This window comes from Pantoea sp. DY-17, from assembly GCF_019795975.1.
Lineage (GTDB): Bacteria > Pseudomonadota > Gammaproteobacteria > Enterobacterales > Enterobacteriaceae > Pantoea > Pantoea leporis.
In genome coordinates, this window is the sequence record NZ_JAIMIG010000001.1 from 1,988,000 (window position 1) to 2,006,007 (window position 18,008).

Sequence of the window (18,008 nt, forward strand, 5' to 3'; positions counted from 1 at the left end):
ACACACTCCGTAATACATTCCGTAATAACTCTACATTTCCTGCATCTTCACTCCACTATTCCCCTGTAATCTGGCGTCATTGGAACAGAGGAGGACTCTCCATGAAGAAAGTGATTAAGCTTGCATCGGTTGTAGCCATTATGACGATGTTGAGTGGCTGTATTATCGATCATCATCGTGGAGGCGGCGGCCCAGGCTGGGGCCATCATGGTGGTGGCGGCGGCTGGCATCATGGGCACGGCGGTTATGGACACCGCAGATAGTTGGGCAAAGCACACACAGCAAATAATAAGAAAATAAAAAGGGCGGGAAATTATCCCGCCCTATTTTTTTAGCTTTTTACCGTGTAATTACATTGATACCAGGCTTTCTTTAGTCCGGGCAAATGGCTATTTTGCGACGGCAGTGATTCCACCTTATCAAATCCACGCTGACTGCAATAATTCGCAAGGTCGATCTCCATTGCGTCTTTATTCAGCGTGTGCGGATCGTAACGATACTGCACGGTATTTGAGCTGGTATCTTCATCGACACGCTCAAATCCTCCTGGTTTGCTGACGCTACAACCCGCCAACATAAAAAGCGCCAATGCGCTAATAAGCATTTTTTTCATTAGGGTTTCCTCTTGAGCGTTGCAGTCTAAAAGGCAACGCCGCGCTTATCTATAGGAATAAAGCGCGAAATGTCCGGGATTAGTGAAGCTTTCGCCAATCAAATCGATAAAACCAAACGGTTTCACTTATCAAGGTAAGGGTGCGATTATCTGTTCAGACAAAACGAAGTCTGCACCACACCAGGTGAATTAATAATAAACATACTGATAATGACCTTCATGCCCGCGCTGAGCGGGCTTTTTTTTGCCTGCTAACCGGTAAGGCTGACCATCTTACGTAAAAGATTGGCCGCTTGTTTGTCAGGCAATGCGAGAATGCCGCTGTATAGATCAATCGACATCGCGCACATGGCGCCGCGATCAACCGCGGTGTCCGCCGGCATATTCAGCTGTTGCAGCCGATCGCCCCACTTGCCATACAGCTTTTCCACCACACTTTGTAAATCGCGCTGCGCCGCAGCCTGATCCAGCGGCTGTTCATTGCCGGTACTTTGCTGCAGCAGCGTTTCGAGTGCTTGCGCATCGCGCTGATTCAGTTCCGGTGACAGCACCTGTTGCAAATTGACGCCGCCATTAACCTGCGGATAGAGGAAACGGAAGCAGCGCTGCGGTTCCTGCTGCTGCAACGCCTGCATCTCCTCGACCGAGACGCGGATGTAATCAATGATCGCCGCATCGCTGGCGCGCGTCAGACGCTGATTAACCAGATCCATCAACCAGCCGCGCATATCCCCCAGCGCCTGATTGGCGGGAACACCTTCCAGCCGTTTATGCAGCAGCTCGCGATTAAGCAACTGCCACAATGCGGGTTCCTGAATTTTTAGCAGGCGATAACCGGGCGCAAGGCTGAGTTGGGTTGCGACCTCTTCCATCAGCGCCTGCCGCTCCTGACGTGGATGAAGCCAGCTGAACCACAGTAAATTCGCCAGTATTAGCGGCAAGATAAATAACAGCACGCCTTGCCACTGTCGCAGCGAGGTGGTGCGCACCAGCAGAATAATAATGATCGCCAGCAGCGCGAACGCCGCTAGCGTAATCGGAAAAAGCGAGAGCATCGAGCGGGGTTAATCCTTACGCACATCAATTAAAACGGGGCAATTGGCGCGTTCAATCACCGCAGCGCTGACCGAACCTTTCAGCAGACGATTAAACGGCGACAGATGACGGCGTCCCATGATGATCATGCTGGCATGCAAAAATGTGGATTGCGCCACAATGGTTTCCGCTGCTTCCCCCGCCAGAATCAAACCCTTTGCCGCCACGCCCGCGCGTAAAAGCGGCGCCAGCGCGTGACGCACCACCATTTCGGCGGTGTTCTGCTCATCTTTCGCCGCCACAAAATCATCCGGATCTTCACCGGCATCAATCTCAATCGGTTGATTGCAGGAGGAGTATGCGGGATCAACGCAGCACAGCACCGTGACCTGTGCCTGATGCGCCAGCGCTTGTTCAATAGTCAACGCAATCACTTTTTCCGCCACCGGAGAGTTATCGATGGCCATCAGCAAGGTTTTCATCAGTTGGTTATCCTTCCACAGCGGTCATTTTGCCAATTTCACGAATCAAGGCGTCTTTGCACTTGATGATTTGGTCACGATAATGCGCTTCCTGCTTATGAAAACGCGCGGTCGGCACCAATAATGAGATGGAGAAGCGGCCAAACAGCGTATCAATGGCGACCGCCATGGTCGAAATGCCCTCCAGCGTCTCACCGCGATCGATCGCCAATCCGCTAGCGCGTACCTCGGCAATCAGCTCCAGCAATTGCGGCAGCGTTTTCACCGTCATCTCGGTTAACTCTTTATAGGCTTCGCCCACCATCACGCGCACATCTTCATCGCTCTCCAGCGCCAGCAACGCGCGGCCGCCCGATGTGCTGTAAAGCGGCAAATTCAGCCCGATGCGCGGCACCACGCGCAGTTCGCGCGAGGCCACCACATAATGCACGATAGCCAGCTGCGTGCCGCTGGCCCGCGCCAGCGATACCGTTTCATTAATCTCTGCAGAGAGTTGTTCGAGGAATGGACGCACGATTTCCACCACGTCGCTGTGCACGCTGGAGATCAGCTTGAGCAGCGCCGGACCAAGACGTAACCCGCCGGCACCGCTGCTGCGCACCAGCTGTGCGCTGTCCAGCGCACCAATAATGCGCTGCACCGTCGAGCGCGGCAGATCAACCACCTGCGCAATTTCACCCAAACTCATGCCGCCGGGATGCTCACCCAGCGCGTTCAGAATTTTTGCCGCACGCGCGATGACCTGAATGCCACCCGCTTTTTCATCCTCACGGCTTGAGGGAAGTTCAACCATGATGCGTTCCTTTTTGGCCTGCCCTACTTTAACGCGAATGATCGCACTTTTACACCCTGTATCACATTGCAATACAGCATATCGATATGTAAGATGCCATCTGTATCACATTGCAATACACTGCATCAACAATATAACGAGAAGCCTGCTATGAACGCCCAGCCCATTGCGGCTCCGGCCCCCCATCCGTTTACTCTGCGCCTGGCGCTGGGATTGGTTGGCGTGCTGATTGCCGCGCTCACATCAGGATTAAACGATCGCGTCACCGATATCGCGTTAGCCGATATCCGCGCTGCCATCGGCATCAGTTTCGATCAAGGCAGCTGGATCATCTCCGCGTATCAGGCCGCTGAAGTGGCGGCAATGATGATTGCGCCCTGGTTCGCCGTCACCTTTTCGCTGCGCCGCTTTGCGCTCACCGTCTCCGCTGGTTTTATGCTGAGCGGTCTGCTGCTGCCGCTGATGCCTAACGCCACGCTGTTTATCGCCTTGCGCGTGGTGCAGGGGTTATTTGGCGGCGCGCTGCCGCCAATGCTGATGACCGTTGCGCTGCGCTTTCTGCCGCCGCCGATCAAATTATACGGTTTAGCCGGATATGCGCTGACCGCCACCTTCGGTCCGAATATGGCCGCTTCGCTGGCGGCGTTCTGGACCGATGACGTCAGCTGGCTGTTTGTCTTCTGGCAAGTGGTGCCCGCCATGCTGATTGCCATGCTGCTGATTAGCTGGGGTTTGCCGCAGGATCCGCTGCGCCTTGAGCGTTTTAAACAGATCGATCTGTTCGGCATGCTGACCGGCTGCTCCGGTATGGCGCTGTTGATTCTGGCGCTGACGCAGGGCGAACGACTCGACTGGCTCGAATCGCCGTTATTTTGCGGCCTATTATTCAGCGCACTGGCGTTGCTGACTGTGTTCTTTATTAATGAATGGTTTCACCCGCTGCCGCTGTTCAAATTGCAGATGCTGGGGCGGCGCAATCTCGCGCACGGCTTGCTGGTGCTGGCGGGCGTGCTGATTCTGTCGCTGTCAGGTTCGGCGCTGCCGTCGGCCTATCTGGCGCAGGTGCAAGGCTTCCGCACGCTGCAGTTCGCCCCGCTGGCGTTGACCATCGGATTGCCGCAATTGCTGATCGCGCCTTTTGTTGCCGCGCTGCTGAATATTCGCTGGGTGGATTGCCGCTGGATGTTGACGGCGGGCGTAGCGCTGTTGGTGACGTCCTGCCTGATGGGCATGCACATCACCACCGATTGGGCGCGGCAGAATTTCTGGCTGATTCAGATTTTGCAGGCGTTCGGCCAGCCCATGGTGATTTTGCCGGTGCTGATGAGTGCCACCAGCGTGGTTGCACCACCAGAAGGCCCCTTTGCCTCGGCGATGTTCAACACGGTGCGCGGTTTCTCCAGCATCGCCGCCAGCACGCTGGTGGAATGGTTTATCAGCCACCGTGAAAAATTCCACTCCAACGTGCTGGTCGATAGCGCCGCCAGCCGTTCATGGCTGATGACGGCGCCGAACAGCGCACAATCCAGCAGCAGCGTGCCGTTGCTGCCGGACGGCAGCGTCAGCAGCGCGGAAAACCTCAGCGGCTTCGCCACCTTGCTGAAACAGCAGGCGATGGTGCTGAGCCTGAGTGATTGCTACCAGATGCTGATTGCCTTCGCCGCCCTGCTTTTACTGTTAACCGCCTGGTTGCCAAAACGCGTGTGGCCACCACAAACACTGATTCAACCTGTTACGACGACGTCGAGATAATTGATATGCAAGCTTTTGCTTTGAAGAGAACGGTGCTGTTGAGCACCTTATTACTGGTGTTATTAGCGATGGCTTTTTTTGTCTGGTCATCAATGACCGGCAACGATCACCGCACCACCGATGCCTACGTGAATGCCGATTACACGCTGGTTGCACCGAAAGTTTCCGGCTACATCGCCAGCGTCAACGTGCAAGACAACCAGCGCGTGAAGGCCGGCGAACTGCTGGCGACACTCGACGATCGCGATTTCCGTGTGGCGTTAGAGACCGCGCAGGCCAATTTGCAGGTCAGCGAGGCGAAGCGTTTGAGTAGCCAGGCGCAGCTGGAACAGCAGCAATCCACTATCGACCAGGCGAAGGCCACGTTAGCGGCGAGCCAGGCTTCCGCGCAGTACGCCGGACAGAGCGCCGCGCGTTACAACCAGCTGTATAAAAGTGGCACCATCGCCGCAGACGATCAGCAAAAAGCCAACTCAACGCAGCGATCCGCTTCGGCTACCGTCCGCCAGAGCGAAGCGGCGCTAGCTTCCGCCGTCAAGCAAGTTGGCGTGCTACAAGCTGCGGTGCGTCAGGCCGCTGCCGATGTCGCTGCCGCGCAGGCCAGCGTCGATCAGGCGCAGCTCAATCTTTCCTACACGCGGATTGTGGCGCCGGTGGATGGCATGGTCGGTCAGCGTTCGGTGCGCCTCGGCGCCTACGTTAGCGCAGGCACGCGTTTGCTGGCGGTGGTGCCGCTGCAGCAAACCTATATCACCGCTAATTATCTGGAAACCCAGCTGGCGGATGTGCAGCAAGGGCAGAAAGTGAGCGTGAAGGTGGATGCCTTGCCAGGCAAGGTATTTAGCGGCCGCGTCGACAGCATTGCTCCGGCGACGGGCGCGACCTTTTCCGCCATTTCGCCGGACAACGCCACCGGCAATTACACCAAAGTGGTACAGCGTTTACCGGTGAAAATTGTGCTCGATGAGAACCAGCCGGATCTGGCAAAACTGCGCGTGGGAATGTCGGCGATACCGGAGATTGAGACCCGCTGAAAATGTGAGCAATATCTCAGAAGTGGCCTATTTATTTTTGGGACAAATCCGCGTAAATTAGCCCTCGATCCTGTTTCGGGCTTGCCTGGAGCGACCTGAGAAGAAAGCGTGTAGCGATGATGAACTCCACCTTTCTCTTATTCTGTTCGGGTTACGCGGGTTTGGGATCGCCCGCCGGGTAGCCGCTCAGAGGAGTTGTTTTGTGAGATACGCTTTGATGGGAATTTCTTTCTTCCTGTTGCTTTGGGTCGGTACTTTTGTACTGATGCTGTAGAGCCGCCAGGCGGGGCGACGCTGAGTCGCCCCACTTAATGGTTATTCCTCTTCTTCTTCCAGCGCTTTCACCGTTCCCGGCAAAATGCCATCGGCACGGAACATCGATTTAATCCCCCGCACCGCCTGACGAATACGATCGCTGTTTTCAATCAGCGCGAAACGCACGTGGGTATCCCCGTAATCACCGAAACCGATGCCCGGCGAGACGCACACTTTGGCCTCCTGCATCAGTAATTTGGCAAACTCCAGTGAGCCAAGATGCGCGTAGTGATCGGGAATTTTCGCCCAGACGTACATCGACGCCTTCGGCAGATCGACCATCCAGCCCGCTTCGTGCAGGCCTTTCACCAGCACATCACGACGGCGTTTGTACTGTTCAGCAATATCGCGCACGCACTGTTGATCGCCTTCCAGCGCCGCAATCGCTGCGACCTGCAGTGGCGTGAAGGTGCCGTAATCGTGATAACTTTTGATGCGCGCCAGCGCGGAGACCAGCTCTTTGTTACCGACCATAAAGCCGATGCGCCAGCCCGCCATGTTGTAGCTTTTCGACAGGGTAAAGAATTCTACCGCCACATCACGCGCGCCTGGCACCTGCATAATCGACGGCGCTTTCCAGCCATCGTAGGTGATATCAGCGTAGGCGAGATCGTGGATGACCAGCACGTTGTACTGCTTCGCCAGCGCGATGACGCGCTCGAAGAAGTCGAGCTCAACGCATTGCGCTGTAGGGTTCGACGGGAAGCCGAGAATCATCATTTTCGGTTTGGGATAGCTTTCGCGAATCGCCCGCTCCAGCTCGTTGAAGAAATCAACGCCCGCTACCAGCGGAACAGAACGCACCTGCGCACCCGCAATGACCGCGCCGTAAATGTGAATTGGATAGCTGGGATTCGGCACCAGCACGGTGTCGCCGTGGTCGAGCGTGGCCAGCATCAAATGCGCCAAACCCTCTTTGGAGCCGATGGTGACAATCGCTTCCGATTCCGGATCGATCTCTACCTGATAACGGTCTGCGTACCAGCGCGAAATCGCGCGACGCAAACGGGGAATACCTTTCGAGGTTGAGTAACCGTGCGTGTCTTCGCGCTGCGCTACCTGGCAGAGCTTTTCGACGATGTGCGGCGGCGTGGGGCCATCCGGATTGCCCATCGAAAAATCGATGATGTCTTCGCCGCGCCGACGCGCAGCCATCTTCAATTCAGCGGTAATGTTAAAAACATACGGGGGAAGGCGTTCAATACGCGAGAAACGACGGGGTGTGCTGTTATCAGCCATGATGTCCTCTGGTTTACGTAAGCGCCCGGACCGTCCGAGCGACGTGGGTCACTGTGGTGACCGCACCAAGAACATAACGCGCTGATAACAAGATTGTCGAGAGCAGACGGAAATTTTTTTAATGTTGCGGATTCAGGCGGCCAAACACCCAATCGCTTACCCATTGGCCGTTTAGCAGATAATTATCCCGCAGCGTACCCTCAAGGACGAAACCATTCTTCTCCAGAATGCGGCGTGACGGCCAATTCCCCTCAATCACCATCGCTTTCAGCTTATGAAATTCTGCCTGCAGCAAAAACTGGCACAGCGCGTCGAGCGCTTCACTGCCATAACCCATTCCGGTAAACGCCGCGCGCAGCATGTAACCCACTTCGGCCTGACGATAAGGATGCCACTCGGCGCTGCAGCCAAACAGGCCAATCGGCTCGCCGGTTTCCCGGATGCGCGCCACCAGACACAGCATATGAAAACTGCTCGCCTGCCACGGCGCCAGACGCTCAGTAAAGCGTTGACGAATATCGTTTTCATCCGGGATTTCACTGACCCACGTCATGGTCGCGCGGTCCTGATGTACCGCTTTGAAAATCCGCCAGTCTTCAGGTTGAAGTCGACTGAGGGACAAACGTGGCGTGAGTAATTGCATGGCTAAGCTCCCCTTTTTATCCGGCAACATAGCAAACCGGCGTATTGACAACCAGCGATCGGCGCACGCTTTCGCTAATCCTCTTTTTGTTACTCAAGTTTTCCTCTTTTGGCGGATGTCGCTATTTATGGCGATCAGGCATGCTCAAAATTGATCCCGGCTACGAGAAAGGTCTGCAGATTGCCGTGAGGCTGGCGGATCGTGACCACATTTTTTATCATAGCCTCCCGTTTCTTGCCTGAGAGATGCCCTTGCCTTCCCACTTCGACATGCTGCTGGCGGTTTTTGACCGCGCGGCGCTGATGCTGATCTGTCTGTTCTTCCTCACGCGCACGCGGGTGTTTCGTCAGCTGTTGCAAAAAGATGAGCATTCGGTGCGAGAAAAACTGGTGGTGACGGCAATATTCTCGCTGTTTGCGCTGTTCAGCACCTGGTCAGGCATTAACGTCGACGGATCTCTGCTCAATGTGCGCGTGATTGCGGTGATGTCCGGCGGCATTCTGTTTGGTCCGTGGGTGGGCATCGCCACCGGCGTGATTGCCGGTTTACATCGCTATCTGATTGATATGGATGGCGTCACGGCGGTGCCTTGCCTGATCACCAGCATCATTGCTGGCATCGCTTCGGGCGTGATCAACCGCCGGGTGAATAAAGAGCAGCGCTGGCGCGCCGGTATTCTCGGCGGTATGTTGTGCGAAAGCCTGACCATGCTGCTGATTGTGCTGTGGGCCAAGCCAATGACGCTGGGCTTGGCGATTGTGTCCGAGATTGCGCTGCCGATGATTCTGGGTGCCTCAAGCATCGGTTTAATCGTGCTGCTGGTGCAGAGCGTCGAAGGTGAAAAAGAGGCGATTGCGGCGCGTCAGGCCAAGCTCGCACTGGAGATCGCCAACAAAACATTGCCGCTGTTTCGCCAGGTTGATAGCCAGTCGCTGCATAAAGTGTGCGATATCATCCGCACCGACATTCACGCCGATGCGGTCGCCATCACCAATAACAAACAGATTCTCGCCTATGTCGGTTACGGCGAGCAGAACTATCACAACGGCGATGATGCCATCAGCCCGACCACCGCGCAGGCGATCGCCAGCGGTAAAATCATTATTAAGAACAACGACGAGGCGCATCGCACCAAAGATATTCACTCGATACTGGTTATTCCCCTTTGGGAAAAAGGGGAAGTGACAGGCACGCTAAAAATCTATTATCGCCGAGCGCATCGCATCACCGGGTCGCTGAAAGAGATGGCGATTGGGCTGTCGCAAATCATCTCCACCCAGCTGGAAGTCTCGCGGGCTGAACAGCTGCGTGAGATGGCGAACAAGGCAGAATTGCGCGCACTGCAGAGCAAAATTAACCCGCATTTCCTGTTTAACGCCCTGAATGCTATTTCCTCTTCGATTCGCCTTAATCCGGACACCGCGCGCCAGTTGGTGATCAATTTGTCACGTTATCTGCGTTACAACCTCGAACTCAACGATGACGAGCTTATCGATATCAAGAAAGAGTTGTGGCAGGTGAAGGATTACATCGCGATTGAGCAGGCGCGTTTCGGCGATAAGCTGTCGATGATTTATGACGTGGATGAAGATCTGCACTTCACGCTGCCCAGCCTGCTGATTCAGCCGCTGGTAGAGAACGCGATTGTGCACGGCATTCAGCCTTGCCGCGGCAAAGGCGTAGTGACGCTGAGCGTGAAGGATTTAGGCGATCGGGTGCGCGTTGCGGTGCGCGATACCGGTGATGGCATCAGCGATGATGTGATGAGCCGCGTGGCGCGAAACGAGATGCCCGGCAACAAAATTGGTCTGCTGAATGTGCATCATCGCGTTAAGCTGCTCTCCGGCCAGGGTTTGGTCATCACCCGCCATCATCCCGGCACGGAAATCGCCTTTACGCTTAGCAAGAATGGCCAGCGGCTGCCTGCCCCGCTGCGCCCCACCACGGAAACCGCCACGTGAAAGCCATCATCGTTGAAGACGAATTTCTCGCCCAGCAAGAGTTAGGCTGGATGATTCAGCAACACAGCCAAATCAGCGTTGAGGCCTGCTTTGATGATGGGCTGGAAGTGCTGAAATATCTGCAGAACCATCGGGTGGATGTGATTTTCCTCGATATCAACATTCCTTCGCTCGATGGCATGCTGCTGGCGCAAAACATCAATCAGTTTGCCCACAAACCGCTGATTGTGTTTATCACCGCGTGGAAAGAGCATGCGGTTGAAGCGTTTGAGCTGGACGCGTTTGACTACATTCTCAAGCCGTATCATGAGTCGCGCATCATGACGATGCTGCAGAAACTGGAAGCCAGCGCGCAACAGCAGTTGCAACCACAAAACGCAGCCACTAGCTCGCCACAAACCGTCAATCTGGTGAAAGATGAACGCATTATCGTCACCGATATCAACGAGATCTATTACGTTGAGGCGCATGAGAAGTTGACGTTTGTGTATACGCGGCGCGAAGCCTATGTGATGTCGATGGTGATTAGTGAGTTTTGCAGCCGTTTGCCGGAACAGCAGTTCTTCCGCTGCCATCGCTCTTACTGCGTCAATCTGAGCAAGATTCGTGAAATCGAGCCGTGGTTTAACAATACCTATTTGGTGAAGTTGCGTGATTTGGATGCGCAGGTGCCGGTGAGTCGCAGCAAGGTGAAAGCCTTTAGGCAGTTAATGAGATTATAAGGCGAACGGCGGATGCCGCTCGCCTGCATGCTTACAGCTCGCGGCCCAACACCTGACGCAAGTGCGCACCGGCGCCGAGTAAGCCCGGCTGATCGTGAGTAATCATATATACCGGAATATCGACCAGGTAATCGCGGAAGCGACCTTTATCTTCAAATGCCGCGCGGAAACCGGAGGCTTTAAAGAAATCGAGGAAGCGCGGCACAATACCGCCCGCGATATAAACGCCGCCGAAGGTGCCCAGATTCAGCGCCAGGTTGCCGCCAAAACGGCCCATAATCACGCAGAACAGCGACAGCGCGCGACGGCAATCAATGCAGGTATCTTTTAATGCGCGTTCGGTAACATCTTTAGGCTTGAGGTTTTCTGGCTCACGCTCATCAGACTTCACGATGGCGCGATACAGATTGACCAAACCGGCACCGGACAGCACGCGTTCCGCCGAAACGTGGCCAATCTCCGCGCGCAGCACTTCGAGAATTTCACCCTCTTCTTCGCTATTTGGCGCGAAGTCAACGTGACCGCCCTCGCCCGGCAAGCTGATCCAGCGCTTATCCACGTGCACTAAATGGCTGACGCCGAGGCCGGTACCCGCACCATAAATCGCGATAGGCTTGCCTTCAACCGGCGCTCTACCGCCGAACTGAATCACTTCCTGTTCGCTCAGCATCGGAATCGCCATCGAAACGGCGGTGAAATCATTGATGATTTCCAGGCTTTCCAGCGCCAGATGCTCTTTCATCACTTTGGTCGAGAACGCCCAATCGTGGTTGGTCATCTCCACCCAATCGCCGGTAATCGGACAGGCAATGGCGATACAGGCGTGCTTAATGTCCTGTTTTTGCTCGTCCAGATAGTGGCGAATCACCGCTTCGAGATTGTCGTAGTCTGATGTTGAGAAAGTTTGGGCTTGCGAGATAGCGCCGTTTTCTACCTCACACAATGCGAGACGGGCATTGGTACCGCCCACATCGCCGACCAGGGCGTATGTTGTCATTCTTCTGCTGCTCCGCTTGGGTCATAAACAATTGCAGGACACTATAAAAGCCTGCCAATAAAACAACAACGCCCACCTGCACGATGGGCGTAATCCATTCAAAGATGCTGCACAGCCTACCGATCACCTGCCCGACTTCCCAGCGGCAACTTTCCGAAATTTAGCCACTATTACGCTGATGCAGTGCGGCGGTGACCTTACGCAGCAGCGGCGGCAAGTCCTGTTTGTCCATCACCACTTCCACCAGCGACAGACGTCGATTCCGCATTAATTGTTCCATCACCGCGTCGAGTTGCACCGTTTCGCTGACGCGCCAGCTTTGCGCCGCACAGTGCTGGCTCAGCGCCTGCGGTAGCACGGTCCAGTTCCATTGCGCGATATCATTGTAACGTTGCTCAGCACCGTGAATCGCGCGCTCAACGGTATAACCATCGTTATTAATCAAGAAGATAATCGGCTGCTGGCCGTCGCGTAGCATCGAACTTAACTCCTGAATCGTCAGCTGCGCAGAGCCATCGCCAATGATCAGGATGACCCGCCGATCTGGCTGCGCGGTTTGCGCACCAAAAGTGGCGGGTAAAGTATAGCCAATCGATCCCCACAGCGGTTGCACCAGCAGTTGCGCATCCTGCGGTAAACGCAGCGCCGCCGCACCAAAGGCCGCAGTACCTTGATCGGCAAGGATAATATCACCGGGTTGCAGGAAGCGCTGCATCGCCTGCCAGAATGCCTGCTGACTGATTACCGCCGCAGCAATTTGCTCACTTTCCTCGCACTCAGGCGCATCTGCCAGCCGCCAGTGCGCGCAGTGACGCTGATAAATCGGCGTCAGCGCCGCCAGCGCCTGCTGCATGCTCAACGGCGCAAACACCTCGCCAGCGACCGTGGCCTGAAACGGCTGCAGATCGATCGCGCGCTCGGCGGGCAGATTTTGTGTGAAGCCGGCGGTTAAGGTGTCGGTAAACCGCACGCCGATGCACAGCGTAACGTCGGTATCTTCGATGGCCTGACGCACCGCATCGCTGCCGCCTTGCGCGGCGTACGTACCGACGAAGCCCGGCTGCTGCTCGTTCAGCACGCCCTTGCCCATCAACAAGGTGGCGGCAGGAATCGCACGCAGCTGGCGCAACACCTCAAGCTGTGGCTGCAACTGCCAGCGTGAGGCCAGGAAATCGGCCAACAGCGCCACGCGCTGTGCTGGTGCCAGCAAGCGTTCTGCCGCATCGGCAAAGGCCACGGCAACCTGCTGATGGTTATCTGCGGCTGTGGCTTTTTCCTCTGGTAGCGAAATCTCAGCCGCCGCCACATCCACCGCCAGCAATAAATAGCCGGGACGATGTTGCGTTAGCGCCTCGCTGATAACGCGATCAATCTCAGTCACTGCGTTTTCCGCCGTCAGCACCGCCGATGCCACACTTACTTCCTGCGCCATACGCAGGAAGTGACCAAAATCGCCGTCGCCCAGCGAATGGTGCACACAATCGCCCTGCTGTTGCGCCTGACTGGCGGGCGCGCCAACGATATGAATCACCGGCACATATTCGGCATAGCTGCCGGCGATGCCGTTAATCGCGCTTAGCTCGCCGACGCCAAAGGTGGTCAGCAGTGCCGCCGCACCGTTGCAGCGCCCGTAACCATCCGCCGCATACGCCGCATTCAGTTCATTGGCACAGCCAACCCAGGCAATGTCGGGATGCGCAATCACGCTGTCGAGAAATTGCAGGTTGTAATCGCCGGGCACGCCGAACAGATGACGGATGCCAGCTTGCTGTAATCGGTGCAGTAAATAATCGCCAACGTTCGGGTTTTTCATCGACAGCTCCTTGTTAAGGGGATAATCAGGAGTATTAGCGATGTGGCTGAATTGGCGAGATATTCATCATCGTGGCGTGGTGATTTGTGGCAAGCATTCGTTACGACGACAGATAATTCTGTAAGTTGCGATCTTCGGCGCGTTTCGCCTTAGTGTAAACGCATACACTGATATGCTGATGTCACTTTCTCCCCTATGAGACAGGAACGCTGCATGAGTGCTTTTCCCCATCCCGAACGTTATCAACAAATGCAATACCGCCGCAGTGGCCGTAGCGGCCTGAAGTTACCGGCGATTTCACTGGGTTTGTGGCATAACTTTGGCGACAGTACGCGCGTCGATAACAGCCGTGAACTGCTGCGCCATGCCTTTGAGCGCGGCATTACCCATTTCGATCTCGCCAATAATTACGGCCCGCCGCCGGGATCGGCGGAATCCAACTTTGGTCGCATTCTGCGCGAGGATTTTCAGGGACTGCGTGACGAGCTGGTGATTTCAACTAAAGCCGGTTACACCATGTGGGACGGCCCATACGGCGATTGGGGTTCGCGCAAGTATCTGATTTCCAGTCTCGATCAAAGCCTGAAGCGCATGGGATTGGAGTACGTTGATATCTTCTATCATCACCGCCCCGATCCCGAAACGCCGCTGGAAGAGACCATGCGTGCGCTGGATCAGGTGGTGCGTCAGGGCAAAGCGCTGTATGCCGCCATCTCCAACTATCCGGCAGACAAAGCTGCCGAAGCGATTGCGATTCTGCGCGACCTCGGCACGCCTTGCCTGATCCACCAGCCGCGTTATTCGATGTTTGAACGTATGCCTGAGCAGGGTTTACTGGATGTGCTGGGCGACAACGGCGTTGGTTGCATCGCCTTCTCGCCGCTGGCGGGTGGCGTGTTAACCGACCGCTATTTGCAGGGTATTCCACAAGACTCGCGCATCGCCAGCGGCAGCAAGTTCCTGAATGAAAACCAGCTGACGCAAGAGAAGATGGAAAAAGTGCGTCAGCTGCAGGCGATTGCCCAACAGCGCGGCCAGAAGCTGGCGCAGATGGCGCTGAGCTGGGTGTTGCGCGATGCGCGTGTTACCTCGGTGCTGATTGGCGCCAGTAAAACCGCGCAAATTGATGATGCGGTTGAGATGTTGAGCCAGCCGGAACTAAGCCAGGATGAGATCGACGCTATCCACAATATCCTAGTGTAAACGTTTACCGCCCGGCATTGGTCGGGCGTTTTCCGCAGCAGAAAATTCTCATTTCAGATTTCCCTCAGCGTTTTCAGACGGATTCTCAAGGCTTCCCTGGTCCGATGTGGCAAACTAGCGCAACGGTGGCAGTTATAAGCTACTGAAAAGGAGAAGTTATGAAACGTGCCATTTTGTTTGCCGCCTTGCTGGCAACCTTATCCCCATTGGCTATCAGCACAGCACAAGCCGACAGCGCCACCATCAATTTGGGTCCGGGCGTTACGCTGCATCTCGGCGATCGCGATCGTCACGGTAATTACTGGGACGGGGGGCGCTGGCGCGAGCCGCGCTGGTGGAACGATCGTTATCAGTACAATGATCATCGCTGGTGGCGTCACGAAGAGTGGAAACGTCATCGCGCCTATGAACGTGAGCGCGAACGCCGCTGGCATGAGCGTGAACGTCGTGAACATCACCGCCACGATCATCGCCATGATGATCGTCGAGGTCACCACGATCACCATCATCACTAAACATAAAATCCCGCACAATGGCGGGATTTTTCTTTTCTTTGGCAGTTACCAACCGAGCGCTTCGCCGACCAGCAAATAGAGATTGAGGGCGATCACCAGCACCACAATCAGCCGCCCGGCATTTTGCATCAGGCGCGAGTTCACCATCTCATCGCCCATCAATTCGCGGTTGCCGGTAAAGGAGAGCAGCGGAATCAGCGCCAGCGCGATACCGAAACTCAACAGCACCTGACTCATTACCAGGATGCGCGTGGGATCCCAGCCCGCCCAAATCACTATGAAGGAAGGCAACATGGTGATGGTGCGGCGGAACCACAGCGGAATGTGGAAACGGATAAAGCCCTGCATCACCACTTGTCCCGCCAGCGTGCCAACCACGGTTGAGGAGAGACCGGCAGCCACCAGACTCAAACCAAACACAATTGCTGCCGCTTCACCCAACAGCGGTTGCAGCGTTAGGTATGCCTGATCGAGATCGACGATGCTGGAGTGACCGCTAAAGTGAAACGCCGCGGCGGCGGTGGCCATCATCGCCAGATTCACAAAGCCAGCGATGGTCATGGCGATAGCCACATCCAGCTTGGTTGAACTGTAACGTTGCGCCTTGCTGCCTTTATTGCCGTGCTGCGTCAGCGCCGAGTGCAGATAAATCACGTGCGGCATAATGGTGGCGCCTAACACACCAGCAGCGAGGAATACCGCATCCGATGTTGGCAGCGATGGCAGCGCCATGCCAACCACCAGCTCACTCACTTTGGGCTGGGAGAAAAACAGCTCCACAATATAAGCCGCCGCTACAAACAGCAGCAGACCGCCAATCACCAGTTCCAGCGGCTTCTGCCCGCGACTTTGCAGCATCAGAATCAGGTAGGTCGCGATACCGGTTAACACCGCACCCTGCAGCAGGGAAATGCCAAGTAATAGCTTGAAGCCGAGCGCCGCGCCGATAAATTCAGCGAGATCGGTGGCCATGGCGATGATTTCCGCCTGCACCCAATAGAACCACACCGCCGGGCGCGGGAAGCGATCGCGGATGTGTTCTGCAAGATTTTTGCCAGTAGCAATGCCCAGTTTGGCGGACATCAGCTGGATCAGCATCGCCATGACGTTGGCCCACACCACCACCCATAACAGCTTGTAGCCGTAGGCGGCGCCGGCCTGAATGTTGGTCGCGAAGTTGCCGGGATCGATGTAGCCAATCGCCGCAATAAAGGCGGGGCCCAGCAGCGCGAGTTTGATCTTTCTGGCTCCGCGAGCGGCGCGCTCGGCGGTGCGGCTTTCTAGCATAGTTTTACCCTGTCCTAATGCTTGTTGACCTGTCCAGATTAAGGGTCATTCAAGGCAGATGAAATTTGGTTATAGTTATTGTAGTAATAGATGGTGCTATAAAGTATAGCCATTGCTATACATTGCGGTAAAGTCAGTTCTTGCTAAAAACAAGTGCAACGCAAAAGACTCTACTCTTGGGTTATTTTATAGACAATGTTTTTGTGGATATTTCTTGTGATGAATTTGTAATAGGGTTGTGAGCGGTCAGACTTATCCGAGAAAAAACGCGATAGCGAATACTTATAATGTGGTTTTGATCTCGTTTTTAAGTAACGCGTTACATAGAATACGCAACAAAATACAACCCTCCTCAAATTTGGAGCCGACATGTCCCATGTTTTGCATTTTCTTTTAGCACTAGTGGTGGTAGCGGTGCTGGCCTTGCTGGTCAGCCACGATCGTAAAAGCATCCGTCTTCGTTATATCGTTCAACTTCTGGTAATCGAAATTCTGCTGGCCTGGTTCTTCCTGAACTCCTCCATCGGTCTCGGCTTTGTGCAGGGCTTCGCAGGATTCTTTGATCATCTGCTCAAATATGCCGCCGAAGGCACCAACTTCGTGTTTGGCAATATGAGCGAAAAAGGTCTCGCTTTCTTCTTCCTCAACGTGCTTTGCCCCATCATTTTCATCTCTGCGTTAATCGGTATTTTGCAGCATTTCCGCATCTTGCCGTGGGTGATTCGCGGCATTGGTACCGTGCTGTCCAAAGTAAACGGTATGGGCAAATTGGAATCCTTTAACGCCGTGAGCTCTCTGATTTTGGGACAGTCAGAAAACTTCATCGCCTATAAAGATATCCTTGGCAAAATGTCACAGCGCCGTATGTACACTATGGCAGCGACTGCCATGTCGACGGTTTCGATGTCGATTGTCGGCGCCTACATGACCATGCTGCAGCCAAAATATGTGGTGGCCGCGCTGGTATTGAACATGTTCAGCACCTTTATTGTGCTGTCGCTTATTAACCCGTACCGCGTGGATAGTGAAGAAGATCTGCAATTGCAGGACCTGCATAAAGGCCAGAGCTTCTTCGAAATGCTGGGCGAATACATCCTCGCCGGTTTTAAAGTTGCGATGATTGTTGCCGCAATGCTGATTGGTTTTATCGCCTTGATTACCGGTCTGAACGCGCTGTTCGATCTGATTTTCGGCATCAGCTTCCAGGGCGTGCTGGGTTATGTGTTCTATCCATTTGCGTGGGTGATGGGCGTTCCTTCACACGAAGCGCTGCAAGTAGGCAGCATCATGGCCACCAAACTGGTTTCCAACGAATTCGTGGCAATGATGGATCTGCAGAAAATCGCCGGTCAGCTGTCGCCACACTCGGAAGGTATTCTTTCTGTGTTCCTGGTCTCCTTTGCTAACTTCTCCTCTATCGGGATTGTGGCGGGCGCGATTAAAGGTCTGCACGAAGAGCAAGGTAACGTGGTTTCACGCTTCGGCCTGAAACTGCTGTACGGTTCAACGCTGGTGAGCGTGCTGTCAGCCGCTATCGCTGGTCTGGTATTGGCCTTCTGATATACGGGGCGAGCTGCGGCTCGCCCTTCTCTTCTTAATTATTT

General features: G+C 55.0%; 17 protein-coding genes. 8 read left to right on the forward strand and 9 right to left on the reverse strand.

Features of this window, described 5'->3' with window-relative positions; all coding sequences use genetic code 11:
* Window positions 1-331 precede the first annotated feature (331 nt).
* From K5Y33_RS09310 to K5Y33_RS09325, 4 genes are all read right to left on the reverse strand, one after another.
* Window positions 332-613 (reverse strand): membrane lipoprotein lipid attachment site-containing protein, encoded by a 282-nt coding sequence (locus tag K5Y33_RS09310; RefSeq protein WP_222233756.1) that lies wholly within the window; start codon window positions 611-613, stop codon window positions 332-334.
* Window positions 614-864: 251 nt separating this feature from the next.
* The gene (locus K5Y33_RS09315; RefSeq protein ID WP_192233107.1) at window positions 865-1,668 is read right to left on the reverse strand and encodes a hypothetical protein; all 804 of its coding nucleotides are present in this window, start codon (window positions 1,666-1,668) and stop codon (window positions 865-867) included.
* Window positions 1,669-1,677: 9 nt separating this feature from the next.
* Window positions 1,678-2,130, reverse strand: a complete 453-nt coding sequence (locus tag K5Y33_RS09320; protein ID WP_222233757.1) for a universal stress protein — start codon at window positions 2,128-2,130, stop codon at window positions 1,678-1,680.
* 7 nt (window positions 2,131-2,137) lie between these two features.
* Window positions 2,138-2,923 carry an IclR family transcriptional regulator gene (locus K5Y33_RS09325; protein WP_222233758.1) on the reverse strand — a complete coding sequence of 262 codons (786 nt, stop codon included), beginning with the start codon at window positions 2,921-2,923 and terminating at the stop codon, window positions 2,138-2,140.
* A 150-nt stretch (window positions 2,924-3,073) separates the two neighbouring features.
* Between K5Y33_RS09325 and K5Y33_RS09330 the strand changes: the two genes are divergently transcribed.
* The 3 genes from K5Y33_RS09330 (at window position 3,074) to ypdK (ending at window position 5,983) form a co-directional block, all read left to right on the forward strand.
* Window positions 3,074-4,675, forward strand: a complete 1,602-nt coding sequence (locus K5Y33_RS09330) for an MFS transporter (protein ID WP_110866532.1) — start codon at window positions 3,074-3,076, stop codon at window positions 4,673-4,675.
* A 5-nt stretch (window positions 4,676-4,680) separates the two neighbouring features.
* Entirely contained in the window at window positions 4,681-5,709 is a 1,029-nt protein-coding gene (locus tag K5Y33_RS09335; protein ID WP_192233105.1) for an HlyD family secretion protein, read from the forward strand.
* A gap of 202 nt (window positions 5,710-5,911) precedes the next feature.
* Window positions 5,912-5,983 carry a membrane protein YpdK gene (ypdK, locus tag K5Y33_RS09340; RefSeq protein WP_099686956.1) on the forward strand — a complete coding sequence of 24 codons (72 nt, stop codon included), beginning with the start codon at window positions 5,912-5,914 and terminating at the stop codon, window positions 5,981-5,983.
* Window positions 5,984-6,024: 41 nt separating this feature from the next.
* Here ypdK and alaC read toward each other — a convergent pair whose 3' ends face one another.
* Together alaC and K5Y33_RS09350 are read right to left on the reverse strand one after the other, a co-directional pair.
* Entirely contained in the window at window positions 6,025-7,263 is a 1,239-nt protein-coding gene (gene alaC / locus K5Y33_RS09345; protein WP_008101332.1) for an alanine transaminase, read from the reverse strand.
* 118 nt (window positions 7,264-7,381) lie between these two features.
* A complete protein-coding gene (locus tag K5Y33_RS09350; protein WP_101763598.1) occupies window positions 7,382-7,906 on the reverse strand; it encodes a GNAT family N-acetyltransferase in 525 nt (174 codons plus the stop codon).
* Window positions 7,907-8,175: 269 nt separating this feature from the next.
* Between K5Y33_RS09350 and K5Y33_RS09355 the strand changes: the two genes are divergently transcribed.
* Both K5Y33_RS09355 and K5Y33_RS09360 read left to right on the forward strand, forming a co-directional pair.
* On the forward strand, window positions 8,176-9,867 hold the full coding sequence (locus tag K5Y33_RS09355; protein WP_304624137.1) for a sensor histidine kinase: 1,692 nt from the start codon (window positions 8,176-8,178) through the stop codon (window positions 9,865-9,867).
* Entirely contained in the window at window positions 9,864-10,589 is a 726-nt protein-coding gene (locus K5Y33_RS09360; RefSeq protein WP_222233759.1) for a LytTR family DNA-binding domain-containing protein, read from the forward strand. The genes K5Y33_RS09355 and K5Y33_RS09360 overlap by 4 nt, the downstream gene beginning before the upstream one ends.
* Window positions 10,590-10,620: 31 nt before the next feature.
* Here K5Y33_RS09360 and glk read toward each other — a convergent pair whose 3' ends face one another.
* Both glk and K5Y33_RS09370 read right to left on the reverse strand, forming a co-directional pair.
* Complete coding sequence (glk, locus tag K5Y33_RS09365) at window positions 10,621-11,586, reverse strand: glucokinase (protein WP_101763595.1); 966 nt, start codon at window positions 11,584-11,586, stop codon at window positions 10,621-10,623.
* Window positions 11,587-11,746: 160 nt separating this feature from the next.
* Window positions 11,747-13,399 (reverse strand): alpha-keto acid decarboxylase family protein, encoded by a 1,653-nt coding sequence (locus tag K5Y33_RS09370; protein ID WP_222233760.1) that lies wholly within the window; start codon window positions 13,397-13,399, stop codon window positions 11,747-11,749.
* Between the two features lie 213 nt (window positions 13,400-13,612).
* On the opposite strand from K5Y33_RS09370, the gene mgrA reads away from it, so the two are divergent.
* Window positions 13,613-14,602, forward strand: coding sequence for an L-glyceraldehyde 3-phosphate reductase (gene mgrA / locus K5Y33_RS09375; RefSeq protein WP_222233761.1), 990 nt, complete (start codon window positions 13,613-13,615; stop codon window positions 14,600-14,602).
* A 158-nt stretch (window positions 14,603-14,760) separates the two neighbouring features.
* Window positions 14,761-15,117 carry a DUF2502 domain-containing protein gene (locus K5Y33_RS09380; protein WP_101763592.1) on the forward strand — a complete coding sequence of 119 codons (357 nt, stop codon included), beginning with the start codon at window positions 14,761-14,763 and terminating at the stop codon, window positions 15,115-15,117.
* A 45-nt stretch (window positions 15,118-15,162) separates the two neighbouring features.
* Here K5Y33_RS09380 and K5Y33_RS09385 read toward each other — a convergent pair whose 3' ends face one another.
* Window positions 15,163-16,404 carry an Nramp family divalent metal transporter gene (locus tag K5Y33_RS09385; protein ID WP_008101352.1) on the reverse strand — a complete coding sequence of 414 codons (1,242 nt, stop codon included), beginning with the start codon at window positions 16,402-16,404 and terminating at the stop codon, window positions 15,163-15,165.
* 369 nt (window positions 16,405-16,773) lie between these two features.
* On the opposite strand from K5Y33_RS09385, the gene K5Y33_RS09390 reads away from it, so the two are divergent.
* Window positions 16,774-17,964: a NupC/NupG family nucleoside CNT transporter gene (locus K5Y33_RS09390; protein ID WP_101763591.1), complete on the forward strand. Its 1,191-nt coding sequence runs from the start codon at window positions 16,774-16,776 to the stop codon at window positions 17,962-17,964.
* Window positions 17,965-18,008 lie beyond the last annotated feature (44 nt).